The sequence below is a fragment of the Rhodococcus sp. NPDC076796 genome, from assembly GCF_040702765.1.
In the GTDB taxonomy this organism is placed as follows: domain Bacteria; phylum Actinomycetota; class Actinomycetes; order Mycobacteriales; family Mycobacteriaceae; genus Rhodococcoides.
This window is the reverse complement of sequence record NZ_JBFBMS010000015.1, coordinates 26,994-51,450: the sequence shown is the minus strand read 5'-3', so window position 1 is coordinate 51,450 and position 24,457 is coordinate 26,994. Positions and strand designations below refer to the sequence as shown.

Annotated in this window: 24 protein-coding genes and 1 tRNA gene; 11 read left to right on the top strand and 14 right to left on the bottom strand. The window is 65.1% G+C overall.

Translation table 11 applies throughout. The features are described from left to right. Positions 1 to 2: 2 nt before the first annotated feature. Positions 3 to 1,220: a benzoate/H(+) symporter BenE family transporter gene (locus AB0366_RS25605; RefSeq protein WP_366246466.1), complete on the bottom strand. Its 1,218-nt coding sequence runs from the start codon at positions 1,218 to 1,220 to the stop codon at positions 3 to 5. Between the two features lie 178 nt (positions 1,221 to 1,398). On the opposite strand from AB0366_RS25605, the gene AB0366_RS25600 reads away from it, so the two are divergent. Next, complete coding sequence (locus AB0366_RS25600; protein WP_037193713.1) at positions 1,399 to 2,145, top strand: GntR family transcriptional regulator; 747 nt, start codon at positions 1,399 to 1,401, stop codon at positions 2,143 to 2,145. A 2-nt stretch (positions 2,146 to 2,147) separates the two neighbouring features. Here the strand turns inward: AB0366_RS25600 and AB0366_RS25595 are convergent, their stop codons facing one another. Continuing rightward, positions 2,148 to 2,612 carry a PTS glucose transporter subunit IIA gene (locus AB0366_RS25595; protein ID WP_366246464.1) on the bottom strand — a complete coding sequence of 155 codons (465 nt, stop codon included), beginning with the start codon at positions 2,610 to 2,612 and terminating at the stop codon, positions 2,148 to 2,150. Further along, positions 2,609 to 2,839: a glucose PTS transporter subunit EIIB gene (locus AB0366_RS25590; RefSeq protein ID WP_032393491.1), complete on the bottom strand. Its 231-nt coding sequence runs from the start codon at positions 2,837 to 2,839 to the stop codon at positions 2,609 to 2,611. The genes AB0366_RS25595 and AB0366_RS25590 overlap by 4 nt, the downstream gene beginning before the upstream one ends. 176 nt (positions 2,840 to 3,015) lie before the next feature. On the opposite strand from AB0366_RS25590, the gene AB0366_RS25585 reads away from it, so the two are divergent. The 3 genes from AB0366_RS25585 to nagB are packed head-to-tail and all read left to right on the top strand — an operon-like array spanning position 3,016 to position 6,269. Continuing rightward, complete coding sequence (locus AB0366_RS25585) at positions 3,016 to 4,263, top strand: PTS transporter subunit EIIC (RefSeq protein ID WP_121873684.1); 1,248 nt, start codon at positions 3,016 to 3,018, stop codon at positions 4,261 to 4,263. Next, the gene (locus tag AB0366_RS25580; RefSeq protein WP_366246463.1) at positions 4,260 to 5,444 is read left to right on the top strand and encodes an amidohydrolase family protein; all 1,185 of its coding nucleotides are present in this window, start codon (positions 4,260 to 4,262) and stop codon (positions 5,442 to 5,444) included. Before AB0366_RS25585 ends, AB0366_RS25580 begins: the two co-directional genes overlap by 4 nt. Beyond that, entirely contained in the window at positions 5,445 to 6,269 is an 825-nt protein-coding gene (gene nagB, locus AB0366_RS25575) for a glucosamine-6-phosphate deaminase (protein ID WP_366246462.1), read from the top strand. It begins immediately after the preceding gene. Between the two features lies 1 nt (position 6,270). On the opposite strand, the gene AB0366_RS25570 is transcribed toward nagB, so the two are convergent. The 3 genes from AB0366_RS25570 to AB0366_RS25560 all read right to left on the bottom strand — a co-directional run bounded on the left by AB0366_RS25570 (position 6,271) and on the right by AB0366_RS25560 (position 8,835). Then, positions 6,271 to 7,098, bottom strand: coding sequence for a shikimate 5-dehydrogenase (locus tag AB0366_RS25570; protein ID WP_366246461.1), 828 nt, complete (start codon positions 7,096 to 7,098; stop codon positions 6,271 to 6,273). A gap of 10 nt (positions 7,099 to 7,108) precedes the next feature. Next, positions 7,109 to 7,831, bottom strand: coding sequence for an HNH endonuclease family protein (locus AB0366_RS25565; protein WP_366246460.1), 723 nt, complete (start codon positions 7,829 to 7,831; stop codon positions 7,109 to 7,111). A gap of 98 nt (positions 7,832 to 7,929) precedes the next feature. Continuing rightward, a complete protein-coding gene (locus AB0366_RS25560) occupies positions 7,930 to 8,835 on the bottom strand; it encodes an NADP-dependent oxidoreductase (protein WP_366246459.1) in 906 nt (301 codons plus the stop codon). Between the two features lie 81 nt (positions 8,836 to 8,916). Between AB0366_RS25560 and AB0366_RS25555 the strand changes: the two genes are divergently transcribed. The 7 genes from AB0366_RS25555 (at position 8,917) to AB0366_RS25525 (ending at position 17,969) form a co-directional block, all read left to right on the top strand. Continuing rightward, positions 8,917 to 11,751: a DEAD/DEAH box helicase gene (locus AB0366_RS25555; protein WP_366246458.1), complete on the top strand. Its 2,835-nt coding sequence runs from the start codon at positions 8,917 to 8,919 to the stop codon at positions 11,749 to 11,751. Then, the gene (locus AB0366_RS25550; RefSeq protein WP_366246457.1) at positions 11,751 to 12,503 is read left to right on the top strand and encodes an SWIM zinc finger family protein; all 753 of its coding nucleotides are present in this window, start codon (positions 11,751 to 11,753) and stop codon (positions 12,501 to 12,503) included. Before AB0366_RS25555 ends, AB0366_RS25550 begins: the two co-directional genes overlap by 1 nt. Positions 12,504 to 12,580: 77 nt before the next feature. Further along, the gene (locus AB0366_RS25545; RefSeq protein WP_366246456.1) at positions 12,581 to 14,089 is read left to right on the top strand and encodes a CoA-acylating methylmalonate-semialdehyde dehydrogenase; all 1,509 of its coding nucleotides are present in this window, start codon (positions 12,581 to 12,583) and stop codon (positions 14,087 to 14,089) included. 7 nt (positions 14,090 to 14,096) lie between these two features. After that, on the top strand, positions 14,097 to 15,236 hold the full coding sequence (locus AB0366_RS25540; RefSeq protein WP_366246455.1) for an isobutyryl-CoA dehydrogenase: 1,140 nt from the start codon (positions 14,097 to 14,099) through the stop codon (positions 15,234 to 15,236). Beyond that, positions 15,233 to 16,291, top strand: a complete 1,059-nt coding sequence (locus AB0366_RS25535; protein WP_366246454.1) for an enoyl-CoA hydratase/isomerase family protein — start codon at positions 15,233 to 15,235, stop codon at positions 16,289 to 16,291. The genes AB0366_RS25540 and AB0366_RS25535 overlap by 4 nt, the downstream gene beginning before the upstream one ends. Next, on the top strand, positions 16,288 to 17,196 hold the full coding sequence (gene mmsB, locus AB0366_RS25530; RefSeq protein ID WP_094633230.1) for a 3-hydroxyisobutyrate dehydrogenase: 909 nt from the start codon (positions 16,288 to 16,290) through the stop codon (positions 17,194 to 17,196). The genes AB0366_RS25535 and mmsB overlap by 4 nt, the downstream gene beginning before the upstream one ends. Then, entirely contained in the window at positions 17,193 to 17,969 is a 777-nt protein-coding gene (locus AB0366_RS25525) for an enoyl-CoA hydratase (RefSeq protein WP_366246452.1), read from the top strand. The genes mmsB and AB0366_RS25525 overlap by 4 nt, the downstream gene beginning before the upstream one ends. A 47-nt stretch (positions 17,970 to 18,016) precedes the next feature. On the opposite strand, the gene AB0366_RS25520 is transcribed toward AB0366_RS25525, so the two are convergent. From AB0366_RS25520 to AB0366_RS25485, 8 genes are all read right to left on the bottom strand, one after another. Continuing rightward, positions 18,017 to 18,841, bottom strand: a complete 825-nt coding sequence (locus AB0366_RS25520; RefSeq protein ID WP_366246451.1) for a hypothetical protein — start codon at positions 18,839 to 18,841, stop codon at positions 18,017 to 18,019. Positions 18,842 to 18,943: 102 nt separating this feature from the next. Continuing rightward, positions 18,944 to 19,477 carry a MarR family transcriptional regulator gene (locus AB0366_RS25515; protein ID WP_121873715.1) on the bottom strand — a complete coding sequence of 178 codons (534 nt, stop codon included), beginning with the start codon at positions 19,475 to 19,477 and terminating at the stop codon, positions 18,944 to 18,946. A gap of 35 nt (positions 19,478 to 19,512) precedes the next feature. Continuing rightward, positions 19,513 to 20,856 carry a DUF2254 domain-containing protein gene (locus AB0366_RS25510; protein WP_366246449.1) on the bottom strand — a complete coding sequence of 448 codons (1,344 nt, stop codon included), beginning with the start codon at positions 20,854 to 20,856 and terminating at the stop codon, positions 19,513 to 19,515. Between the two features lie 81 nt (positions 20,857 to 20,937). Then, a complete protein-coding gene (locus AB0366_RS25505; protein WP_366246447.1) occupies positions 20,938 to 21,525 on the bottom strand; it encodes a class I SAM-dependent methyltransferase in 588 nt (195 codons plus the stop codon). 14 nt (positions 21,526 to 21,539) lie between these two features. Then, positions 21,540 to 22,421 carry a hypothetical protein gene (locus tag AB0366_RS25500; RefSeq protein ID WP_366246446.1) on the bottom strand — a complete coding sequence of 294 codons (882 nt, stop codon included), beginning with the start codon at positions 22,419 to 22,421 and terminating at the stop codon, positions 21,540 to 21,542. A gap of 60 nt (positions 22,422 to 22,481) precedes the next feature. After that, positions 22,482 to 22,554: transfer RNA gene (locus AB0366_RS25495), tRNA-Arg, on the bottom strand. 68 nt (positions 22,555 to 22,622) lie between these two features. Next, the gene (locus AB0366_RS25490; protein ID WP_366246445.1) at positions 22,623 to 23,345 is read right to left on the bottom strand and encodes a DUF305 domain-containing protein; all 723 of its coding nucleotides are present in this window, start codon (positions 23,343 to 23,345) and stop codon (positions 22,623 to 22,625) included. Continuing rightward, a complete protein-coding gene (locus tag AB0366_RS25485) occupies positions 23,345 to 24,226 on the bottom strand; it encodes a DUF3105 domain-containing protein (protein WP_366246444.1) in 882 nt (293 codons plus the stop codon). The genes AB0366_RS25490 and AB0366_RS25485 overlap by 1 nt, the downstream gene beginning before the upstream one ends. Between the last annotated feature and the right edge of the window lie 231 nt (positions 24,227 to 24,457).

Below are 24,457 nucleotides of genomic sequence, written 5' to 3'. Positions count from 1 at the left end.
CCCTAACCAGTGGCGTCGGTAGCGGGCATCGCCGGGGACTGCCGACGCAGGATTGCTCGGACCACCAGACCGACGACCAAGGCCCAGAACGCGGAGCCGATTCCTGCGAATGTCAGGCCGGACGCAGCGACGAGGAAAGTCAGAACCGTTGCTTCTCTGTCCGACGCATGTTCGAGTGCGCCGAACAACGACGCCGCGAGAGTTCCCAACAGGGCAAGTCCGGCAACGGTTTCCACCACACCTGCGGGAGCTGCGGCAACCAGGGTCGCCAGGGCCGTGGACAGCAGTGCCAGCACCAGGTAGGAGGATCCGGCGGAGAATGCGGCGACCCATCGCCGCTTCGGGTCCGGATGGGCACTGGGATTCGCCGAGAGCGCAGCGCTGATCGCGGCGAGGTTGATCGTGTGACCGCCGGCGAATGCGCCGAGGACAGTGCCGGTTCCGGTGACGGTCATCGACGCACGCCAAGGAATTCGGAACCCGAACGATGCCATGACCGTGGTGCCGGGGATGTTCTGCGACGCCATCGTGACGATGTACAGCGGCACCGCGATACCTACTGTGGCCTGCCAGCTCCAGTGCGGAACCGTCCAGTCGATTCGGGGAATCAGATCCGAGGCCGCGATGGGGGTGTCGCCGCCGATCAAGTCGGCCGCGATGACCGCCGCCGCCGCGGCGAATGCTGCAGGAACTGCCCAGCGTGCATTGAACCGAAGTACGACGAGCCAGACGAGTACCACCGGAGCTACCTGGGCGGGGGAGTCGGCGAAGGCGACGACCGGTGCCGCGCAGAGCGGAAGGAGTACTCCGGCCAGCATTGCCTGCGCGAGTGGTACCGGAATTCTCGAGACGAGCGCGCCGAGTCTCGGCCACAGGCCCGTCAGGAGGATCAGCACCCCGACAGTGACGAAGGCACCCACCGCGGCGGGCCACCCTCCGACGACCACACCGGTTCCGGCGAGCAGTGCAGCGCCCGGCGTCGACCACGCCAGCGTGATGGGCTGTCGGTATCTGCGCGCGAGCCACATCATGCCCACGGCCTGGGTGACGCACAGTGCCAGCAAGCCGGAGGCCGCCTCTGTCGGGCTTGCACCTACCGCCCGCAGGCCCGTCAGCACGACGGCGAACGAGCTGGTGAAGCCGACCAGTGAGGCCACGATTCCTGCGCTGATGGGGGTCGAGAGCGGCGTCGGTCCGTCGGAGGCGTCGGCAGTGGTCACGACTGACGATGATGCACTGTGGGCCGTCGCCTGTCGCGTCGTTTCCCATCGAGCCGAGTCGCGCCAGGCGTCGGTGGCCGAATGCTGTCGGGGCACCCTCGACGTGACGTAGTCTCTGGGTTGGACCGGACCAGTCCGTACCGCTGGTTCGGCGAGTGACGGAAAGGCCGGCGCAGTGGTGATGCCCGTACATCTGAGGGACAGTCAGGTCCCGAAGCACGAACAGCTTCGCGCAATCCTGTTGCACCGCTGCACCAAGGAGCTGCAACCCGGCGATCTGATGCCCAGCGAGCGAAAACTGATGGAGGACTACGGCGTCAGCCGCATCACCGTTCGCGAAGCCATCGGCCAGCTCGTCAACGACGGACACCTGGTGCGGGTCCGTGGCAAGGGCACGTTCGTGGCCAGTCGCACCGTGCAGTCGCGTTTGCACCTGGCGTCGTTCTCGGAGGAGATGCGCGCGCAAGGATTGACGCCCACCACGGTGGTGCTGTTCGCGCGGCTCGAAAGCCCCTCGGCGGCAACGACTCGTGCTCTCGGCCTTGCCGACGGAGAACAGACCTACCACGTCAAACGTCTACGACTGGCCGATGCCGAACCGGTCAGCGTCGACGACGCGTGGTACCGGGCTTCCTTGCTTCCCGGCCTGATCGAGCACGACCTGAGCAAATCGGTGTACGAGGCCGTACAGATCCATTACGGGTTGACCATCGACCGGGCCGAGCAGACCGTCAAAGCCACTGCGGCCGACAGCGATACCGCCACCCTGCTCGGCACCAAGCGCGGTGCCCCCGTGCTGTATTTCGACCGAGTCTCCTTCAGCGGCGACGAGCCGCTCGAACACACCGAGAGCTGGTACCGCTGCGATCGGTATCAACTGTCGATGGAAGTCGAAGGCGGGCGACGCACCCCGCAGCGCCGGTGAGATCAGGGCAGCTCGAACAGTAGGTCGCCCACTGCCACGGTGTTGTCGATGTTCGCACTCGTCACCGAATCCGGCTTCGAATCCATCAGGACGACGGGAACGACATCCGAGTAGCCCGCCGCCGCGATCGCTGCGGGATCGTAGGTGACGACGAGGTCGCCTGCCTCGACTCGATCACCCTCTGCTGCAACGAGTTCGAAGCCCGCGCCCTTCATTTTCACGGTGTCGATACCGATGTGCACCAACACACCAGCCTTGTCCTCGGTAAAGACGACAAACGCGTGCGGATGGAGTTTGAGGATCGTGCCCGCGACCGGCGAACGAACCTCGACCGACCCGTCGTTCGGGGCCGGGCGAAGCGCGACACCGGAGCCGACCATCTGCGCCGAGAACACCGGGTCCGGCACGTCGGCGAGTGAGATGACCTGGCCGGCAACAGGGCTGAGGATCACCCTGGCGTCGCTCACAGGATGTCGCCGATGTCTTCTGCGAGCGTGTCCGCTTCGGGGCCGACGATGACCTGAACTGCGGTTCCTTTGTGAAAGACGCCGTGGGCACCTGCCGCCTTGAGCGCTGCCTCGTTCACCAACGACCCGTCCTTGACCTCGGTGCGCAGCCGAGTGATGCACGCTTCGATCTCGACGATGTTGTCGGCACCGCCGAGGCCTTCGACGATCGCGTCCGCTTTGGACATGTGGGGTTCCCGCTTTCTGTCGGCGTATGTCTGTCGGGTGGATCACACGGCCGGGTTGACATGTGCTTGCCACCTGGCCAAACTACAACTGGTAATGACCGGACAGTACCCCTGATGGCACCCGGTCACAACAGCGAAATCGCCCTCGAAGGACCAGCCTCGAAGAGAAGGTCGCCATGACCCCGAAGAAGACGGACTCGATCGATACCGAGCCGAAGAAGGAATCTCGATCATTGGCCGGGCTGCAGCGGTTCGGACGCAGCCTCATGCTCCCGATCGCTGTTCTGCCCGCCGCCGGAATTCTCCTGCGGCTCGGTCAGGATGACCTGCTGGGGAGATTCAGCGCACTGGAGACCACCGCTGCGGTCATTTCCGCCGCGGGTCAGGCGGTGTTCACCTGGCTTCCCCTCATCTTCGCAGTCGGTATCGCCATCGGCTGGGCCAAGAAGTCCGATGGTTCGACCGCGCTCGCAGCGGTGGTCGGCTACATGGTGATGAACGGCGTCTTCACGGCAATGTCGCCGGTCGTGCTCGACGGAAAGGTCGATGCCAACGGAGACCCGGCCGTGATCGACTACGGCGTATTGGCAGGCATCGTCATCGGACTGCTCTCGGCAATTCTCTGGCAGCGCTTCTATCGACAGAAGCTGCCGGACTATCTCGGCTTCTTCAGTGGCCGTCGTCTGGTGCCGATCATGACGGCGATCACCGGTCTCGTTGTCGCCGTAATAATGTCGTTCGTCTATCCGCTCTTCTACAGCGCTCTCCAGTGGGTGGGCAACACCGTCGCCGACCACAGTGTGGTGGGCAGCGGAATCTACGGCTTCGCCAACCGCATGCTCATTCCCACTGGGCTGCACCACATTCTGAACTCCGTCGTCTGGTTCCTGGTTGGGGACTACCAGGATGCAGGCGGCCAATTGGTCCGTGGCGATCTGAACCGGTTCTTCGCCGGCGACCCGTCCGCCGGAGTGTTCATGACCGGATTCTTCCCGATCATGATGTTCGCTCTTCCCGCTGCGGCATTCGCGATCTACCGCAACGCAAAGCCGTCGCAGAAGAAGATCGTCGGCGGAATCATGTTGTCCACCGGCCTGACTGCCTTCGTCACCGGCATCACCGAGCCGCTCGAATACTCGTTCATGTTCGTGGCCTGGCCGCTCTACATCATTCACGCGGTGTTGACCGGAACCTCGATGGCGTTGACCAATGCTCTCGGGATCCACGACGGTTTCTTCTTCTCCGCCGGCGGCATCGACTATCTGCTGAACTACGGAATCGCCACCAAGGCGTGGCTGCTCATCCCGATCGGCCTGGTGTACGCGGTGATCTACTACTTCTTGTTCAGCTTCGTCATCAAGAAGTGGAACCTGCGCACCCCCGGACGTGAGGACGACGCAGTGCTCGAACCCGATCGGGCATGACCGCATCCACTACGACGACGCACCGCGGGCGGGTCGTCACGCGCGACCAGGTGCTCGAGGACGGAGTTCTCGCGTCGACGGGAGACCGGATCTCGTGGGTCGGACCTGCATCGGCGTGGCCCGGTGAGGCAGTACCGCAGACGAATTCGACGATCCTGCCCGGGTTGGTCGATCTGCATTGCCATGGTGGAGCGGGGGCCTCTTTTCCGGATTCACCGGCCATCGATCTCATGACGGCGGTACGGCATCACCGCTCCCGCGGGACAACGACGATGCTCGCCTCACTGGTGTCGGCACCGCCGGAACGGCTGATCACGCAGACGTCGCTGTTGGCCGATCTGTACGAGTCCGGTGACATCGCCGGAGTCCACCTCGAGGGGCCGTTCCTCTCGGTCGCCCGCTGCGGCGCACAGGATCCGGCGTCGCTGCGCAGCGGAGATCCCGGACTGCTCCGCGACATACTGAGCGCGGGCCGGGGAGCGGTGCAGTCGATGACCCTTGCGCCCGAGATCGACGGTTTTACCGCCATCGCAGAGATGTTGCGGGAGAACGGAATACTCCCGAGCATCGGGCACACGGACGCCGATGCCCTCACCACTCGACGCGGTATCGAGTCGCTGGGGGACGGTCCGATGACGGCCACGCACCTGTTCAACGGAATGCCGACCTGGCATCATCGGTCGCCGGGTCCGGTGAGCGAGTGCTTGGCTGCCGCGGCGCGCAGCGTGATGGTGCTCGAATTGATAGGCGACGGAGTGCACCTCGCCGACGAGACCGTGCGCGCGGTGTTCGATCTCGTCGGTGGCGCACGGATCGCGCTGGTGTCCGACGCGATGGCCGCGGCCGGTATGCCGGACGGCCGCTATCGGCTCGGGCCACTGGATGTGACCGTCCACCACTCGGTCGCACGGTTGTCCCGCGACGCAGATTCCGAGACCGCTCCTATCGCGGGCGGAACCGCGACCGTACTGGACCTGTTGCGCCGCGCCGTGCTGGACGCCGGTGTGCCACTGGTCGATGCGGTTCGGGCTGCATCGTCGACTCCGGCGGCGTCGATAGGCCTCGGTTCCGACGTCGGTTGCCTCGAACAGGGCATGAGAGCCGACGTGCTGGTGGTCGACGCGGCGTTCGAGCCGTTACAGGTGATAAGAGGCGGAACAGCAATCGGAGAGGACAGCTAGATGGAGGTCGTGATCCTCGAGGGGGCCGACGCAGTGAATCGAACGGCCGCCGACATCGTCGAACGAGTCGCACGAGTCGCGAGAGCAGGCTCCACTCCTGCGCCCCTGGGTCGTTCCGCAGGCTCCACTCCTGTACTGGGACTGGCAACCGGGTCCACCCCGGTGGGCACGTACCGCGAATTGGCGCGACGGCATCGGGACGACGGCCTGTCGTTCGCGCGATGTCGAGCCTTCCTGCTCGACGAGTACATCGGACTGGCGAAAACAGCAGAGCAGTCCTACTTCTCGTTCATTCGAGAAAACTTCGTCGACCACGTCGATCTGGACGACGCCGCAGTGTTCTCGCCCGACGGCGAAGCGGACGACATCGCGGCCGAGGCACAGCGGTACGACGCGGCGATCGCAGCCGCAGGCGGCATCGATGTTCAGATCCTCGGAATCGGCACCGACGGACACATCGGCTTCAACGAGCCCGGATCATCACTGAGATCACGGACGCGGGTGAAGACGCTGACCGAACAGACTCGCGTCGACAATGCCCGTTTCTTCGATTCGCCCGAGGACGTGCCGCATCACGTACTGACGCAGGGTCTCGGCACCATCGACGAGGCGCGCCACCTGGTGTTGATCGCAACGGGGGAGTCGAAAGCCGACGCGGTGGCGGCAGCCGTCGAGGGGCCGTTGTCGGCGCACTGTCCGGCTTCGGCGATCCAATGGCACCCGCACGCAACGGTGCTGTTGGACGAGGCCGCGGCGTCGTCGCTCGCACTTGCGGAGTACTACCGGTACGCCTACGCCAACAAGCCCCGGTGGCAGCACCTGTGAGTCAGCTGCGCGAGAACTCCGATGCGCGCGCGATCTGTTCGTCCGACGGCCGCACTCCGGTGTAGAGAACGAACTGTTCCGCCGCCTGCAGAGCGATGACCTGAGCGCCGGTGATCACGGGCTTGTTCGCCGCCCGGGCCGCAACGATCAGTGGCGTCTCCGACGGCATGGCGACCACGTCGAACACGGCCTTCGCTGCGTCGATCTGCTGTTCGGTGAACGGTGCCGAATCAGCGTCCGGCCCGCCGGCCATACCCACCGGGGTCACGTTCACCAGCAGGTCTGCGCCCACTGCTGCGGCCGACCAGTCGTAGCCGTAGGTCTCGGCGAGGGCCGGGCCGGTGTTCGCGTTGCGGGCGACGACGGTGCCCCGGGTGTATCCCGAATCTCGCAGTGCGGCAACGACAGCCTTGGCCATGCCGCCGCTGCCGGTGACGGCCACCGAGTAGTCGGTCGAGAAGCCACTCGCGGCGAGTAGGTTCGCGACGGCCTGGTAGTCGGTGTTGTATGCGTGGAGGACGCCGTTCTCGTTGACGATCGTGTTGACGGATTCGATCGCGCTCGCCGACTCCTGCATCACGTCGACCAGTTCGATCACGTCTTCCTTGAACGGCATGGAGACGGCGCAGCCTCGAATGCCCAGCGCGCGAACGCCTCCCACCGCGGCGGCGAGGTCGGTGGTGGTGAACGCCTTGTAGACGAAATTCAGGTCCAACTCGTCGTAGAGATAGTTGTGGAAACGAGTTCCGATGTTGCTCGGTCGGCCGGACAGGGACATACAGAGCTGTGTCTCACGGTCGAGGACGCTGCGCGGGTGTGCTGTTGCCATCGCTGAGACGTTACGCCGCGCACGTCGAGGCGACCGAGGCGAGAACACTCTGATCGGCCTGCGTGATCGGCAACTCGTATTGGGCAGCGACCGACAGGTATTTGCCCGCATAGAAGCAGTGGTAGGCCGCGTTCGGCGGCAACCATTGCGAGGGTGTCTTGTCGCTCTTGCTCTGATTGTCCGCCCCGTTGACCGCGAGGAGATTGAACGCCACGTCGTTGGCGAATCGAACGCGCTTGTCGGGCAACCACGTGTTCGCGCCCATGTCCCATGCAGCGGACAGGGGGTAGACGTGATCGATCTGAATCTTTCCGGCGTCGGACTTGGTGAACTGCATCGGCTCACCGGAGTACGGATCCGCGAGCGAACCCGACAGCACGACGCAGTCGCGAGTGCCTGCGCGGAACTCGACCTCGGTCATCGACAGCGCCAAGACGTTGTCGCGGGTACCGCAGCCGTCGTGACCACCCGGCCCGTCGTAGTCGTCCGTCCACGCCGGGCCGAACACACACCCTTCGCCGCTCTTGCATCCACGCTCGTAGCCGAGGGCATCGGGCCTGGCGGCGACCACACGAACCTGGGCGAGCAACTGCTCGATCTGAGTGCGAGTGGGACTACCCGGAGCCGGTTCGGCGGGGGAGAAACCGGGGATGACGGGCCGGTCGCACGAGCCGAACACAGCCATCACTGCCGCAGCGATCACCAGCAGTACCGCTACCCACAGCTTTCTCACGCACGCCCCATCGTCGATCTTCGTACTCGGTCATCGGTCCCTCGCGACAGCAGTGTGCCGGAAGGTACCGACAGCGATCCGCTCACCCGCACCCGGCGTCAGCGAACCTCGACCACGACCTTGCCGAGCACGTGTCCGTCCTCGACGAGGGCGAGAGCCTCACCCGCACGCTCGAGCGGGAAGGCATGGTTGATACGCGGACGAATGACGCCCGACGCGGTCAGGTCCGCCAGCCGCGCGAACGCTGCGGTGGTGCGGTCGCGATCGACTCCGGAACCGCCCCACTGCGCCGCGAGCATCGGGTCGGCGACGCTCACGATCGGTACCCCCGCCGTCACAGCGGTCGCGGCAGCACGCAACGTCTCGCCTCCGACGAGGTCGACGATGCCGTTCACCGGTCGCGAGATCGAATCGACGAAGTGGAGGCCAGAGGCGAAAAATTCGGCTCCGAGGCTCTCGATCCACTCCCGCTTGCCTGCACTCGCGACGGCGAGAACGTCGATACCGTCGGCGCGCGCGAGTTGCAGAACGGCCGAACCCACGCCGCCACCGGCCCCGAGCACCAGGATGGAATCGCCCGTGCCGACGGCGAGCCGGCGCAGCGCGTCGTGTGCGGTCCCGGCAGCCACCGGCAGGGTGGCGGCGGCTGCCCACGAGACGGCCTCCGGCTTGTGGGCCGTGCTCGACGCGTTGAGCACGGTGTACTGCGCATAGCCTCCATGTCCCGAGGCGGTGGCTCCGAACACGTGGTCGCCCACCGAGAAGTCGGCCACACCGGCACCGGTCGACACGACCGTGCCCGATACTTCCCGACCCAGAACCGCGGGCAAGGTGATCTGCACGGTGTCCTTGCGATTGCCCGCCCGCACCTTCCAGTCGGCAGGATTGACCCCGGCGGCGTGGACCGCCACGAGAATCTGTCCAGGTCCCGGCTCCGCAACGGGTAGGTCCAGAAGGTATTCGGTGTCGGGTCCGCCGTATTCACTGAAGCCGTACGCGATCATGTACCTACTGTGCCTCACCCAGCGACTCGCTCGGGAGCGCCTCACCTCGAGTGTGTCGGTGCTTGCTGGTTGGATGGACCGATGCTGCACGGTCTCTGGTCTCCCGGTGCCGGGCTGATGCTGTGGGACGACGAGATCAGCAGCGGCGAGGAACCGGATCTGCCGCCGACCCACGCGCACGTTCTCACCCGGACGTTTCGGCACCGTGCCGATGTCTCGTTGCCGGCGTCCGGACGCAGTGCCACCGCGCAGGCCCCGGTGCAGGTTCCGGCCATCGCGCTCGCCCCGCACGACGCAGCCGATCTCTTGCTGCGGACGCCGTCCGAGCACGCGTCGATCTCCGGTGACCTCCGCTACCTGGCACACGTCGCCCGCGGAATCGAACGCTGGGTCCGCGGCGGTCGCGTCGTTCCGGCCCTGAAATTGATGGACGGGCAGTGGTGGCCACGGTGGCGTCTGGTCGGGGGTGAGCGTCAACGGGCCTGGCTGAGCGAACTCGCCGTCGCCATGCCGTCGGTGCAGCGTGCGGGTGAGCGACCCAAGAAGATCCTCGACGACATCGTGGAGGAGCTCACCGATCCGATCGTCAGATCGGTTCTGGGTCGACCCGACTCGGAGCATTCGCTGTTGTCTGCTCTGATTCGCGACGACCCGTATCCAGATGGCACGCAACAGATCTCGACGTTGCTCGAGAACTGGCGCGGAAGCCTCACCGTCGACGAGCCGTCCCTGGTGCTACGCCTGCTCGAACCCGATGACGACGATGACGCCGTCGACGGTTCCTCCGAGGAAGCAGTGGAGTCGTACTGGACGCTGCAGGTGTGTCTACGAGCCGATGGTGAAGCGCCGCGGCCGGTTCCGATGAGCCGCAAGGTCGATGCCACCCTGCTCTCGATCGCCGTGCGCAAGCTCGGCGAGGCCGTGGCGGCGTACCCGAGACTGCGTGATCTGCCGTCTCAGGAAGGCACCCTCGACCTGTTGCTTCCGACGTCGGTGGTCATCGACCTCGTCGAACACGGTGCGACGGCACTGCAGGCCACCGGAACGACGGTTCTGCTACCTCGGGCCTGGACGAGGCTGGATCCGTCGATGAGGCTGCGCGTCGATTCGCCCGCGGTGACGAAAGCGGCCGCCGATCGTGCGGTCGGCATGGACGAGCTGGTGTCCTACGACTGGCAGCTCCAACTCGGCGACATGGTGCTGACCGAGGCGGAGATGAACAGACTCGCCGTCTCGAAGGGCGATCTCGTGCGGCTGCGCGGTCAGTGGGTGCTGGCCGACGGCGGTCAGCTCGCGCGAGCCGCAAAGTACGTCGCCGAGCATCACGGCGACGGGACGGCGCTGAGCACGCTGATGCGCGAGATGACGCTGGCCGATCCGCCGCCGGCTCCGGTCCAGGACATTCGAGCCTCGGGATGGGCGGCCACGTTGCTCGAGCCCGGTGCGGTGCCGGCGACGATCCCGGTACCGCCCGGTGTGAACGCGACTCTGCGGCCGTATCAGCAGCGCGGGCTCGATTGGCTCGCGTTCATGAGTCGGCTCGGTCTCGGGGCGGTGCTCGCCGACGACATGGGGCTCGGCAAGACTCTGCAGGTACTGACACTGCTCGCGCACGAGAAGAGTTCGACGCCGACGCTGCTGGTGGCACCGATGTCGGTGGTCGGCAACTGGCAGCGTGAGGCGGCGAAATTCACCCCGGCTCTGCGAGTGCTGGTGCATCACGGGCCGGCCCGGTCGAAGGGCGAGGAGCTCGACCGGGCAATTGCCGAACACGATCTGATCGTCACCACGTACGCGCTGATGGCCAAGGATCGTGCGCAGTTGGCGGAGCAGACGTGGCGTCGTGTGGTCCTCGACGAGGCGCAACACATCAAGAACTCGGGCACCGTGCAGGCCAAGGCGGCGCTCGCGATCCCCGCGGATCACAAGTTGGCGCTCACCGGAACACCGGTCGAGAATCGCCTGGACGAGCTGCGGTCCATTCTCGACTTCGCCAACCCGGGCATGCTCGGTAGGCCGTCGGACTTTCGAAAGCGATTCTCGGTTCCGATCGAGCGCGAGAACGACGAGAACGCGGTCTCGCGTCTGCGCGCCATCACCTCGCCGTTCATTCTGCGCCGCGTCAAGACCGACCCGACGGTCATCTCGGATCTGCCCGAGAAGAACGAGATGACCGTGCGCGCCAACCTCACGGCCGAGCAGGCCGCGCTGTACAAGGCGGTCGTCGACGAGATGATGGCGCAGATCGCCGACGCGAAGGGCATGAAGCGCAAGGGTGCCGTGCTCTCCGCGCTCACTCGTCTCAAGCAGGTGTGCAATCACCCCGCCCATTTCCTGTCCGACGGCTCTCCGGTGCTCAAGAGGGGGCAGCATCGCTCGGGCAAGATCGGTTTGGTGGAGGACATGCTCGATTCGATTCTGGGCGACAACGAGAAAGCGTTGCTGTTCACGCAATTCCGGGAGTTCGGTGAGCTCGTGGCACCGTACTTCGCCGAGCGATTCGGGACCGAGGTGCCGTTCCTGCACGGCGGCGTGAGCAAGGCCAAGCGCGACGAGATGGTGGAGAAGTTCCAGAGCGACGACGGTCCGCCGATCATGATGCTCTCGCTCAAGGCCGGCGGCACCGGGCTGAATCTCACGGCCGCCAATCATGTCGTTCATCTCGATCGTTGGTGGAATCCGGCGGTGGAGAATCAGGCGACGGACCGGGCCTTTCGCATCGGACAGCGCAAGAACGTCGAGGTGCGCAAACTGCTGTGCGTGGGCACCGTGGAGGAACGGATCGACTCGATGCTCGTCTCCAAGCAGGATCTGGCGAATCTGGCGGTGGGCACCGGCGAGAACTGGGTGACCGAAATGGACACCGCGGAGCTGCAGGAACTGTTCCGCCTCAGCGAGGATGCGGTGGGGGAGTGATGGTCGACTTCTCGCAGTACGGAAAGCGTCGAAAAGCCAAGGGCGGCATCGAGTCCAGGAACAAGCGCGGTGCCTTCGGGCAGACGTGGTGGGGCAGGCATTTCGTGGCGGCCATGGAGGACCTCGCGGATCCGGGTCGGATCGCTCGGGGCAGAACGTATGCGCGCCAAGGGCAGGTGCTCACTCTCGGGGTGGAGCGCGGGCAGATTTACGGCGAGGTGCAGGGCAGTCAGCTCGAGCCGTTCTCGGCCTCGGTCACCGTAGACCCGCTCACGCAGGGTGAGGTTGCCGCACTGGTCGGCAGGGTGCGATCGAACCCCGGCATGCTGGCCGAGCTGGCCTCCAATGCCATTCCGCAGGCGTTGGCGTCGGTATTGCTGCCGCACGACAAGGGGCAGCTCGATTTCGACTGCACATGCCCCGACGACGGGTGGCCCTGCAAACACGCGGCGGCTCTGATGTACATCGCCGCCGAGCACATCGACGCGTCCGCCGCCACCATCCTGACGCTGCGTGGAGTCGATCTCGATCAACTGATCGAGGGCGTCGGTGATGCGGACGACGAGTTCGACCCCGATGACTGGTTCGCCGATCGCGCGTCGTTCCCCGAACTTCCCCAGGTGACGTTCGCTCCTGCGATAGACGATCTCGATCCGTTGATCCTGCGCCGCATCTTCCGCGCCGACGGCTCCACCGAGGCCGAGGTCAGTCGCGCCGGTGCCGATCTGAGGCAGTTCTACGACCGGATGTGACGACTCCTGGACTTACATGGACATCCGACTATAGGATGGGCGTACTTCACTTCCACGCTCGAGGACGGACAAACTCCATGGCTCGCGAACTCACGCACTTCATCGGCGGCAAGCATGTCGCAGGCACCTCCGGAAACTTCGGGGACGTCTTCGACCCCAACACCGGCGAGGTTCAGGCCCGGGTTCCCCTGGCCGACGTATCGGAGGTCGAGGCCGTCATCGCCGATGCCGAACAGGCCCAACGTGAATGGGCCAAGTGGAACCCGCAGCGTCGTGCGCGGGTGCTCATGAAGTTCCTCGCCTTGGTCACTCGCGATATGGAAGAGCTCGCCCGTCTGCTGTCGTCCGAGCACGGCAAGACGATCGCCGACGCCAAGGGTGACATCCAGCGTGGCGTCGAGGTCGTCGAGTTCGCCGTCGGCGTCCCGCATCTGCTCAAGGGCGAGTACACCGAAGGTGCAGGCGGCGGAATCGACGTCTACTCGATGCGTCAGCCGCTCGGCGTCGTAGCCGGAATCACCCCGTTCAACTTCCCCGCGATGATTCCCCTGTGGAAGGCCGGACCGGCCATCGCCTGCGGAAACGCGTTCATCCTCAAGCCCTCCGAGCGCGACCCGTCCGTCCCACTCAAGCTTGCCGAGCTCTTCCTCGAAGCAGGACTGCCGCCGGGTGTGTTCAACGTCGTCAACGGCGGCAAGGATGCCGTCGATGTGTTGCTCACCGACGACCGCGTCAAGGCGATCGGCTTCGTCGGCTCGACGCCCATCGCGCAGTACATCTACGAGACGGCAGCCCAGCACGGCAAGCGCGCACAGTGCTTCGGTGGAGCCAAGAACCACGCCCTCGTGATGCCCGACGCCGACCTCGACGAGGTCGCCGACGCTCTGCTCGGTGCCGCCTACGGTTCGGCAGGCGAGCGCTGCATGGCGATTTCCGTCGCGGTTCCGGTCGGGGAGGAGACCGCCGACGCGTTGGTCGCCAAGCTGACCGAGCGCGTGGCGAAGCTGAAGATCGGTCGCTCCGATGACGAGAACGCGGACTTCGGCCCGCTCGTGGGCAGCGATGCGCTCAAGCGAGTCAACGATTACACCCAGATCGGTGTGGACGAGGGAGCCGAGCTCGTCGTTGACGGACGCGGCTTCAGCCTCGAAGGCCACGAGAACGGATTCTTCGCCGGCGCAACGCTGTTCGACAAGGTGACCACCGACATGCGGATCTACAAGGAAGAGATCTTCGGACCCGTCCTGATCGTCGTCCGCGCGAAGGACTACGAGGATGCGCTGCGTCTGCCCACCGAGCACGAATACGGCAACGGCGTCTCCATCTTCACCCGTGACGGCGACACTGCGCGAGACTTCTGCTCCCGCGTACAGGTGGGCATGGTCGGAGTCAACGTACCGATTCCGGTGCCGATCGCGTACCACACGTTCGGTGGTTGGAAGCGTTCGGGATTCGGCGATCTGAACCAGCACGGACCCGATTCCATCCGCTTCTACACCAAGACCAAGACGGTCACCCAGCGCTGGCCGTCGGGCACCAAAGAGGCTGCAGCGCAGAATCACTTCGTCATTCCGAACATGGACTGATCCGGCGATGTTCACCTTGAACGAGGACGAGCGAGCGATCAACGACACCGCTCGCGAATTCGCCGACGAGTTCCTGGCACCGAATGCCATCGAATGGGATCAGCAGAAACACTTTCCGGTCGACGTGCTGCGCAAGGCAGCGGGACTGGGAATGGGCGGCATCTACATTCGCGAGGATGTGGGTGGATCGGGTCTGACCAGAGTCGACTCGGTGCGGATCTTCGAGCAGCTGGCCACCGGTGACCCGTCCATCGCTGCATACATCTCCATTCACAACATGGTCGCCTGGATGATCGACACCTACGGCAACGACGAGCAACGGCAACGTTGGCTCCCGGGACTGTGCACGATGGACCAGCTGGGGAGCTACTGCCTCACCGAGCCCGGCGCGGGATCCGATGCCGCGATGCTCGGCACCAAGGCGGTGCGCGACGGCGACGAATACGTGTTGGACGGCGTCAAGCAATTCATTTCCGGCGCAGGCACATCCGAGGTGTACGTCGTGATGGCGCGCACCGGTGCACCAGGGCCGCGCGGCATCTCGGCGTTCATCGTGCCGAAGGACTCCGCGGGACTCTCGTTCGGAGCCAACGAGAAGAAGATGGGCTGGAATGCCCAGCCCACCCGGCAGGTCGTTCTCGAAGGAGTCCGCATCCCGGCCGAGAACCTGCTCGGCAGCGAGGGCGACGGGTTCCGTATCGCGATGAACGGACTCAACGGCGGGCGCATCAACATCGCCGCGTGTTCGATCGGCGGAGCGCAGTCCGCTCTCGACAAGGCCGTTGCCTACCTCTCCGAGCGCAAGGCGTTCGGCGCGCGGTTGCTCGATGCGCAGGCGCTCCAGTTCCGACTTGCCGATTTCAAGACCGAACTAGAGGCCGCCCGCACGCTGCTGTGGCGGGCCGCGGACGCATTGCAGAACGACGCTTCGGACAAGGTCGAAATGTGCGCGATGGCTAAGCGTTTCGGAACCGATACCGGATTCGAGGTCGCCAACGGAGCGCTGCAACTGCTGGGCGGCTACGGCTACCTCAGCGAATACGGCGTCGAGAAGATAGTTCGTGACCTTCGGGTGCACCAGATTCTGGAAGGCACCAACGAGATCATGCGGGTGGTCGTCGCTCGATCGATCGTGGGTGCCGCATGAGCGACGTGATCCTCGAGGTCTCCGGCGGTATCGGTCGGATCACCCTGAACCGCCCCAAAGCCATCAACGCGCTCGATCATGCGATGGTGCGGGAGATCGCACCGGCATTGGCGCAGTGGGCAACCGACGACGCAGTCGACGTCGTTCTGCTGACCGGAGCAGGTGAGCGCGGACTGTGCGCCGGCGGCGATATCGTCTCCATCTACCACGACGCCAAGGACGGTGGCAGCGGTAGCAAGGACTTCTGGCGCGAGGAATACATCCTCAACGCCGCGATCGCTCGGTTCCCCAAGCCGTTCGTTGCCATCATGGACGGCATCGTTATGGGCGGAGGCGTCGGGCTCTCGGCTCATGCCAACACTCGAATCGTCACCGAGCGATCGAAGATCGCGATGCCCGAGGTTGGAATCGGTTTCGTTCCCGATGTGGGTGGCACGTACCTACTCTCGCGTGCACCGGGCGAGATCGGCACCCACTTCGCGCTCACCACGGCGCGGATGAATGCCGCCGACGCCATCGCGGTCGGCTTCGCCGATCACTACATCCCCTCCGACAAGCTGGAGGACTTCTACTCGGCACTCGAGACGGTCAGCGTCGGAGAGGCCGTCGCGACGTTCAGCGAGCCGGCACCGGAGTCCACAGTTGTCGGTCAGCAGGAATGGATCGACGAGTGCTACGCCGGTGACGACGTGCAGGGCATCGTGGACGCTCTGGCCGCCAGCCCAGTGCCAGAGGCGCAGAAGTCGGCGGAGGACATTGCGTCCAAATCGCCTGTGTCGCTGGCAGTGACACTGAGATCGCTGCGTCGGGCAGCGACGCTGCCGACGCTGGAGGCGGTACTCGACGAGGAATACCGCGTGTCGGTCGCGTCGCTGTCCAGCCACGACCTCGTCGAGGGAATTCGAGCACAGGTGGTCGAGAAGGACCGCAACCCGCAATGGCAACCGCGTACGTTGGCAGACGTCACGCCCGAGGACGTCGACCGGTACTTCGCGCCTCTCGGGGACGCGGAGCTGGGCCTGTCGAACGAACACACAGAAGGTGAGCAGTCATGAGCGAGAAGACGATCGGCTTCATCGGCCTCGGCCACATGGGTGGACCGATGGCCGCCAATCTGGCTGCCGCCGGCTACACGGTGCAGGGCTTCGATCTGGTACCCGCGGCGCTGGAGCAGGCTACGAAGGACGGTGTCACCGTGGTGGAATCGGCCGTGGCCGCCGTCGCCGATGCCGACATCGTGATCACGATGCTGCCCAACGGCAGGCTGGTACTCGGGTTGTACGCGGACCTGCTGCCTGCTGCCGCGCCGGGCACGTTGTTCATCGATTCCTCGACCATCGACGTCGCCGACGCCCACGCCGCGCACAAGCTTGTGCACGAGGCCGGCCACCGCAGTCTCGACGCGCCGGTTTCCGGCGGTGTCGGGGGCGCGGCCGCGGGAACGTTGACCTTCATGGTCGGCGGATCCGAGGAGGATTTCGCCTCTGCTGCAGCGGTTCTCGATGTCATGGGTCGCAAGGTGGTGCACTGCGGTGCGGCGGGCAACGGCCAGGCCGCCAAGATCTGCAACAACATGATCCTCGGAGTGTCGATGATCGCCATCAGTGAGGCCTTCGTGCTGGGGGAGAAGCTGGGGCTGAGCAACCAGGCACTGTTCGATGTGGCCTCGACTGCGTCCGGTCAATGCTGGGCACTGACCACGAACTGCCCGGTGCCCGGACCGGTTCCGACGAGCCCCGCCAACAACGAGTACAAGCCTGGCTTCGCTGCGGCTCTCATGGACAAGGACCTGGGTCTGGCTGCCAATGCACTGCGCGACAACGGTGTCGAGGGCGTCCTCGGCCTTCGGGCAGCCGAGTTGTACGCTCGATTCAAGGAAACGTCCGGGGGCGGCACCGATGTCGACTTCTCCGGCATCATCAACGACATCCGCGAGCGCTCGAACGGAGCAGGCCTGTGAGTGACTACGAGACCATTCTGCTCGAGCGTCGGGGACGCGTCGGCATCATCACGCTCAACCGTCCCAAGGCGTTGAACGCGCTCAACTCCGAGCTGATGCGTGAAGTCGTCTCGGTGGTCGAGGAACTCGACGCGGACTCCGACATCGGTGCAATCCTGATCACCGGCTCCGAGCGGGCCTTCGCGGCCGGGGCCGACATCAAGGAGATGCAGCCCAAGTCCTACATGGACGTGTACCTCGACGACTTCTTCGCCGCCTGGGATCGACTGGCATCGGCTCGTACACCTCTGATCGCGGCGGTTTCCGGCTACGCACTCGGCGGCGGGTGTGAACTCGCGATGCTGTGTGATGTTCTGATCGCCTCGGACACCGCGGTATTCGGACAACCCGAAATCAAGCTCGGTGTCATTCCGGGAATCGGCGGGTCGCAGCGCCTGACGCGTGCGGTGGGCAAGGCCAAGGCCATGGAGATGTGCTTGACCGGTCGCAACATGAAGGTCGAGGAAGCCGAGCGAGCAGGATTGGTCTCGCGCATCGTGCCGGTCGCCGATCTGCTCGACGACGCCATCGCGACCGCGACCACCATCGCCGAGATGTCGCTACCGGTCGCCATGATGGCGAAGGAAGCGGTGAACCGATCGTTCGAGTCGAGCCTGCGCGAGGGTGTTCTGTTCGAGCGCCGCGTGTTTCACTCGACCTTCGCCACCGAGGATCAGAAGGAAGGCATGTCGGCCTTCATCGAGAAGCGGACACCAAACTTCCAGCACCGGTAGGGGGCCGCTCTGTCGGGTCGTTCCGCGGGCTCCACTCCTGGGCCGCCCTATCTGTCCGGGGACAGGAGGGCGGCCCCACGGGCCGAGACCAACTCCGGCATCGACGGCACCAGCGTCGTCAGGCCGGTCCTCAGCTCGAGAGACCGCGCTATCGAGGTGATGTTCGCGCCGCCGCCGACCACGACGATGGATTGCGGTCGGGCACCGGACAATTCGATGGTCTGCTCCACCAGCATGCCCGCGTACCGCACCGGTCCGGCGATCAGATCGTCGAAGTCGCGTCGGGTCAGCACATGCCGTGCAGCGCCGGATGCATCGGTGGTGCTGACGACGGAGTCGACGCTCAGTTGCTCCTTGATGGATCGGCTGGCGTCGATTCCGACGCGAACGCCGTTGGACGAGAGCAGCCTACGAACCGAGTGATCGAGATCGTCGCCGCAGAACGTGGCGGTGCGCCGCGTCATGAGGGTGCGAGTGGACGCGAGATCGATGACGGTGACCGTGGTTCCGGTGCTTCCGATGTCGCACAACACGGTGACGCCGTGATTGGGTACCAGTCCGATGAAACGCAGATAGCGCACTTGCGCAGCGGTTTCCGGAACGAGCGATGCCGTGCGGGCCGTGCCTCGGGTGGCGACCGAGCCGGGATCGGTGGCAACCCGGTAGGCGATGGCCGAGAACTGCACCGGGAGGGACATCGTCGCGGCGATGGAGTGGATTGCGTCGACGCCGGTGGCGATCGTGGTGGACAGCGACTGACCGGGAGCGCGGCGCACCGTCCGCGACACGATGGGTGTGCGGTGGGGGCTGTCCAGATACGTCAGAATTGCGCGTGCACCGTGCGCACCCGCCCCGACCCCCAACACCAGCACCCCGCCCCGCCCTTCAGCAGATCGACTCCGCCCTGTTCCCGGTGCCATTGCACCACGAACGGTACGGGTGTGCCATTGTCTTGTGACGAGTCACCATCGAACTCAGAACGATGTGGTTATGTCATCACTGTCGAAATCGCCTGCATCCGAACGCAGTTCCGCCAGGATCCGGACGAGCGCCATCAACTTGTCACGCGCCAGCCCGGGGCGTGCGAAGACCAGCGAGTTCAGGCGCTCGGTGGCCTCGACTGCCAACGTGCGTCCCTGCTCGGTGATTTCGACCAGCGTGGTGCGCCGATCGCTCGGATGCGGGATGCGTCGAACGTATCCCACCGACTCGAGGCGATCGACAGCGTTGGTCACACTCGTGGGATGAACCTGCAGACGTGCGCTCGCCTTCGCCATCGGCAGAGCGCCGTTCTTGGTGAAGGTCAACAACGTCAGCAACTCGTAGCGCGAAAAGGTCAGCCCCGTCGGCTTCAACGCTTCCTCGACTCGGGCGAGCATGATCTGCTGCGCGCGCATCAACGACGTCACTGCTGCCATACCGTCGGCGGCCTCGGACCACCCGTGCTCGGTCCACTGGCGGTGTGCCTCTGCAATGGGATCGAGGGGAAGCGGAGACGGTGCTGGCATACCGACCATCCTCCCACGGTGTCCGGTTATGGCGTCTACCGAATCACGACGCGAGGTACTGCGAGGGGAACCCGATCGGTGATCGCGGTTGTTGCGCGCGAGATCTGCTCTCGGGCATCGGCTGTGCGGGCGGTGTCGGCGTCGCCCGATGCCAACGCGCTGTCCAGCAGCTCCAGTTGGGTCAGTACGGCGTCGACGTTCTCTGATGACTGTGCCGCGCGACCGACTCGCTCGGCGAGACGTATGCCTGCCTGCACCACCATCGGGCTGCCGGTGCCGTAGATCCGCACGGCATCGAGGGCGTGGTCGATCAGCGACGGAACGGCGACGCGGCGGGTGATCACCCGCACGGTGCCGTCGGAGCCGCAGCGAGCACGAGAGGGCATGGGGCGCTGGACGACCGCGACGAGTCCGACCGTGAGATCGTCGATGGCGTTGCGTGCCGTGTACGGATCGTTGACCCCCGTCGACAAGGCGCGCACCGCCATTTCGGTCATCTGCTCGACGGCGAAAGCGATGTCGTGCCGGGGTGTTCGACTGGTGCCGATGTCGAACGACCCTCGAACTCGCGCGAACGCATCGTCGGAGATGTCGGCCGAGCGATCGGCCAGAACATCGGCCAGCGGCTCACCTGCAACGACATGTTCACCGGGCACTCGATGGATGTCGATCAATGTGTCGGTGTCGGCAGCGATGTCCAGCAAGCCGTTTTCGTCGATGTCGATGATCACGCCGGACTCCTCGGCCAACACCGTGGTGTAGACGGGCGGCTTGACGATGCCCTCCGCCGACGCTGCATCAGCGGGTTGCTCGGGCGGGTACAGCGCGTCGACGGACTCCGACAGTTCGTCTCGGACACGGCCGGACAGCGTCGCCACCTGGATCGACTGCGCGATGTGATGGATGAAGTAGACGAGCACACCCACGTCGACCACCGCGAGCGCAACGGCAACGTTGACGGCGATGTCCGGGACGAAGACCGACCCGTCGGATTCGATCGAGCGAATCGACCGCAGCACCATCAGCGAATACAGGAACGTGGCACCGAAGATGCCGAGCACCACCTGGTTGCCGCGATCGGCCATGAAGTTGCGCACCAGGCGGGGGCCGTACGAAGAACTGGCGGTGGCGAGAACCGAGATGGTGATGGAGAACGACGTCGCGGCCACACCGAGCATCGAGCCGCCGATGGCACCGAGGATGTCGCGGCTGCCACTGGCACCCACGTGATAGAGCAACGAGCCCGTCAGATCCACGCGAGTATCGAGCAGATAGCGATCGAGACTCACCAGGGCCTGCGCGAGCACGAGTGCGACAACTCCGAGGACGGCAGGAATGAACCAGAACGATTCCCGCAGCTTCGCCATGTGTTCCTTCATGACGCACAGTCTTCCCGTGGGCGTCCGAATCAACCCTCGGTATTCGAATCATGGTGATCGAAAGGGTCGATTCGTTTCGTCTCAGGCCAGCAGAGTCGGCTTTCGTGCCACGGTGACGGCCCAGTCCGCGTCGGCGCGCCAGGGCCGCAGATCCCACGTCGCGAATCGGTGCTCGAGGACGAAACCGACCGCCGCCAGGTCCTCGTCGAGCATGTCGACGGTGTACTCGCGATCGGTGGCGAATCCGGTGACGAACACCCCGCCGTCGGTCAGGTGGGCCCAGATACGTTGGAGCGCTGCGCGTTCGGTGCCGGGCTTCATGAAGACCAGTACGTTGCCCGCTGCCACGGCCGCGTCGAACGTCCATCCCAGATCGAGCGTCGTCAGATCGGCGACATGCACGTCGAGTTCCGGGTGTGCTCGCGCGGCCTCGGCCAGCACCGGATCGAGATCCACTGCGGTCACACGGTGTCCGCGTCGGGCCAACTCCACCCCGAGTCGGCCGGTGCCGCATCCGGCATCGAGAATGCTCGACGCGGGGGAGACGACCGCGTCGACCATGCGGGCCTCGCCGTGCAGATCCACGCCGCGTTCGGCCAGGCGGTCGAATCGCTCGATGTACCGCGCGGAATCGTCTGCGGAGTTCTCGGCTTGCCAGCGTGTGGTCACCCCGTCAGGGTAGGTCAGGTCAATTGTTCGAGGGCCGACTGGGCTTCGGCGACCCGGGCGCGGGCCGCCTCGACTGCCTCCGCCGTCGACTCCGCCTGTACGACACTGGCCTCGTTTGCTTCTCGCGCAGCCTGCGCTGCGGCTTTGGCTGCCTCCAGTTCGGCCTCGATTCGCTCTACTTCCGCTGCAGCGCTTCGTAGTTCGGACGCCGTTCGTTCGGTGTCGGCCTGGGCTTCGTCGGCTTCGGTTCGAGCGGCATCGAGATCGGATTCGGCCGAGTCGAGTTCGGCGAGCAGTCGGTTCCGCTCGGCCTCGTCGGCTTTCTGCCGGTCGTCCTCGATCTCCGGAGACGCTGGGTCGGATTCGTCATCGTCATCGTCGGGCGGGTCGGGAACGAGGGAGAGCAGCGCAGGCCCGAAGCCGCTGTACGTTTCGGCCACCACGGTTCTGCCGGTACGGACGCGGTCGCGTATCTCGGCATCGGCCATCGCTGCGTTCAGGGTGTTGGAGATCTCGCGGGCAGCGTTGTCGCCGACGGTCGCGCCGAGGCCGCGTCCCAGCGAGACTGCTCGATCGGTCAGGGCGCGTATAGAAGTGCTTCGAGCAGTGGACAATTCACGCAGTCGGGGTCCGTCGCCGCGCTGCTGGGCTCGTTCGAGTTGCTCACCCAGATCGAACAGTTCCGCTAGCGCCGATTCGTCTCGCCGAGCGAGTGTGTTCACCAACCACGCCACGACCGTGGGCTTGCGGAGGGCACCGATGCGGGTGGCACCGGCTTTGTCGCCGGCTTTCTTGAACCGGGCGACATATCCGGCACGATGCGAGACGAAATCGGCGGGAGGGAGTGAGTACAAATCGTCGACGATGGTCTCGACTCGGGGGAGATTCTCGGACATCGAAGTCCACCGTCTCGTTCGAGCAGTCACCGTACGACGGTGACGTGCGTGAAAGATGTGTGCCCCCGGCAGGATTCGAACCTGCGGCCTTTCGCTCCGGAGGCGAACGCTCTATCCCCTGAGCTACGGGGGCGCACCGGACGAACCGGTGTGCCTGTTGGGCTGTACGAAAGACTAGCGCATGTGCGACGGGAGTCGAAATCACCCCTCGGGCAGCGGCTGCGCACCCTTCTCGGCGAGCATCTGCTTCATCAGCGTCGACTCGCTGGTCTGAGTGGCAACCATGGACTTCGCCAGATTGATCACCGCAGGCGACTGCGCGTGAGTCTGCGCGTACTCCATCATCGCCAGGCCGCCCTCGTGGTGGCGCAGCATGAGTTGGAGGAACATCACGTCGACGTCCGAGCCGGTGGCCTGGCGAAGAGCGGCGAGTTCGGTCGAATTGGCCATGCCCGGCATGGCCCGGGTGGGATCCGAGGATCCGGGATCCATGGACATCCCGCCCATCGAGTGACCGTGCGAGTCGTCCTCGGCCATCCAGTTCATATAGCCGTCGGTCGAGATCGGTGCTCGATCCCACAGAGCCAACCAACCCTGCATCTGTCCCACCTGGTTCTGCTGCGAGGTGAGCATGTCGAAGGCCAGGCTCTTGACGGCCTGATCGGGAGCATTGGTCAACGCCACCGCGGCCATCTCGATGGCTTGGTTGTGGTGCACGGTCATGTCCTGAGCGAAACCGACATCTACCGAGTCCGCGGCGGGTGCACTGTCGTCGCCGCCCAATGGGCTCTGCACCAGAAAGCCCACGGCAAAGCCGATCGCCAGGACGGCGATCAGCGCCAACGCCACCAGGGCGGTGCGCTGACTCGGTTTGGTCGCGGACGTGGTGGCTGCCGCATCCTCGGTCGGTGTCGGGTCGGTCATCAGTTGGTGGGGATCTGGAGATCGCTCGGCAGCTGCATTCCGCCGGCCCCGCCGGTCTCGCTGGCGTCGGGAGTGATTCCTGCACCGTCCATCGGCACCGCATCCGGGCCGGGCGCGGAGGCATCGAACAGCGGTGGGTTGTCCGGATCGAAGGCGTTGTCACCTGTGCCCGGCACCGATGCGCAGCTGGCACCGACCTCGGGGTAGGCGAAGCGGTTCAGGCGCAAAGCGGAGATGAACTGGCTGATGCGTTCGTCGTCCACGCTGTCCAACTTGAGCTGGTGGCCCCAGGACTGCAGCGAGACCGGGGAGTCGAGACCGGGGTACGGCGACATCATCATTTGCGTTTCGCCGTCGACGCGATCGGCAAGGGTCTGGACCTGGTCCGCATTCAGATCGTCGGGGTTGTAGGTGACCCAGACGGCACCGTGCTCGAGGGAGTGCACCGCATTCTCGGTACGAATGGCCTCGGGATAGACGATTCCCGTGCAGGTGGCCCACACGGCATCGTGCGGTCCACCGAACGGCGGCGACTGGTCGTAGGCGACTCGCTGCGTGCGCCCGACGTGCAGAGCGGCCGGGTACTCCTGCATCGTCACGCCCTCGATGCCGGTCGATGGATCCTGATTGGCCTCGCTGGGCTCGAACTTCTGCGCCTCGGCTCGGTCCTGGTACTTCGGATAAAGATTGATCCCGAGGCCGGCAACGAGACCGACGACAACGACGACACCGGCAACCGTCAGCCAGGGAATCTGCCTGCCCGTGGCAGTGGGCACGCCGCCCTTCTTCTTGCGAGCTGACTTCTTGTTGGCTGCATTGATGGCTTTGTCTGCCTTCGCAGCCGACTTGTTCTGACTGCCTTTGTCGGGACCCGTTGGCATCGCTGTAGTTGCTCTCTCAGTCGAGGAAAGGTGGTGGTCGGTTGCGCTGGTGCTGCGTATCTGCTGGTGACGGCAACATTGGATGAGCGTCGGCGCATAGCGCCCTCACTGTACGTTCTCTGCCTGAGAGCGTGCTCAGAGCCTGCGCGGACCGCGTCGGCCGAGGCTGCTCGCGGGCAGACGGGCAGTGGATGCGAGGACGCCGCGCACCAGCCAATAGGATAGCTACCT

Bases quoted from the DNA above. Each gene is read 5' to 3' on its own strand.
- AB0366_RS25570 (WP_366246461.1), bottom strand. From the start codon at position 7,098: ATGGCAACAGCACACCCGCGCAGCGTCCTCGACCGTGAGACACAGCTC.
- mmsB (WP_094633230.1), top strand. From the start codon at position 16,288: ATGAGCGAGAAGACGATCGGCTTCATCGGCCTCGGCCACATGGGTGGA.
- AB0366_RS25590 (WP_032393491.1), bottom strand. From the start codon at position 2,839: ATGTCCAAAGCGGACGCGATCGTCGAAGGCCTCGGCGGTGCCGACAAC.
- AB0366_RS25580 (WP_366246463.1), top strand. From the start codon at position 4,260: ATGACCGCATCCACTACGACGACGCACCGCGGGCGGGTCGTCACGCGC.
- AB0366_RS25490 (WP_366246445.1), bottom strand. From the start codon at position 23,345: ATGACCGACCCGACACCGACCGAGGATGCGGCAGCCACCACGTCCGCG.
- AB0366_RS25545 (WP_366246456.1), top strand. From the start codon at position 12,581: ATGGCTCGCGAACTCACGCACTTCATCGGCGGCAAGCATGTCGCAGGC.
- AB0366_RS25555 (WP_366246458.1), top strand. From the start codon at position 8,917: ATGCTGCACGGTCTCTGGTCTCCCGGTGCCGGGCTGATGCTGTGGGAC.
- AB0366_RS25485 (WP_366246444.1), bottom strand. From the start codon at position 24,226: ATGCCAACGGGTCCCGACAAAGGCAGTCAGAACAAGTCGGCTGCGAAG.
- AB0366_RS25515 (WP_121873715.1), bottom strand. From the start codon at position 19,477: ATGCCAGCACCGTCTCCGCTTCCCCTCGATCCCATTGCAGAGGCACAC.
- AB0366_RS25585 (WP_121873684.1), top strand. From the start codon at position 3,016: ATGACCCCGAAGAAGACGGACTCGATCGATACCGAGCCGAAGAAGGAA.
- nagB (WP_366246462.1), top strand. From the start codon at position 5,445: ATGGAGGTCGTGATCCTCGAGGGGGCCGACGCAGTGAATCGAACGGCC.
- AB0366_RS25510 (WP_366246449.1), bottom strand. From the start codon at position 20,856: ATGAAGGAACACATGGCGAAGCTGCGGGAATCGTTCTGGTTCATTCCT.
- AB0366_RS25550 (WP_366246457.1), top strand. From the start codon at position 11,751: ATGGTCGACTTCTCGCAGTACGGAAAGCGTCGAAAAGCCAAGGGCGGC.
- AB0366_RS25540 (WP_366246455.1), top strand. From the start codon at position 14,097: ATGTTCACCTTGAACGAGGACGAGCGAGCGATCAACGACACCGCTCGC.
- AB0366_RS25560 (WP_366246459.1), bottom strand. From the start codon at position 8,835: ATGATCGCGTACGGCTTCAGTGAATACGGCGGACCCGACACCGAATAC.
- AB0366_RS25535 (WP_366246454.1), top strand. From the start codon at position 15,233: ATGAGCGACGTGATCCTCGAGGTCTCCGGCGGTATCGGTCGGATCACC.
- AB0366_RS25500 (WP_366246446.1), bottom strand. From the start codon at position 22,421: ATGTCCGAGAATCTCCCCCGAGTCGAGACCATCGTCGACGATTTGTAC.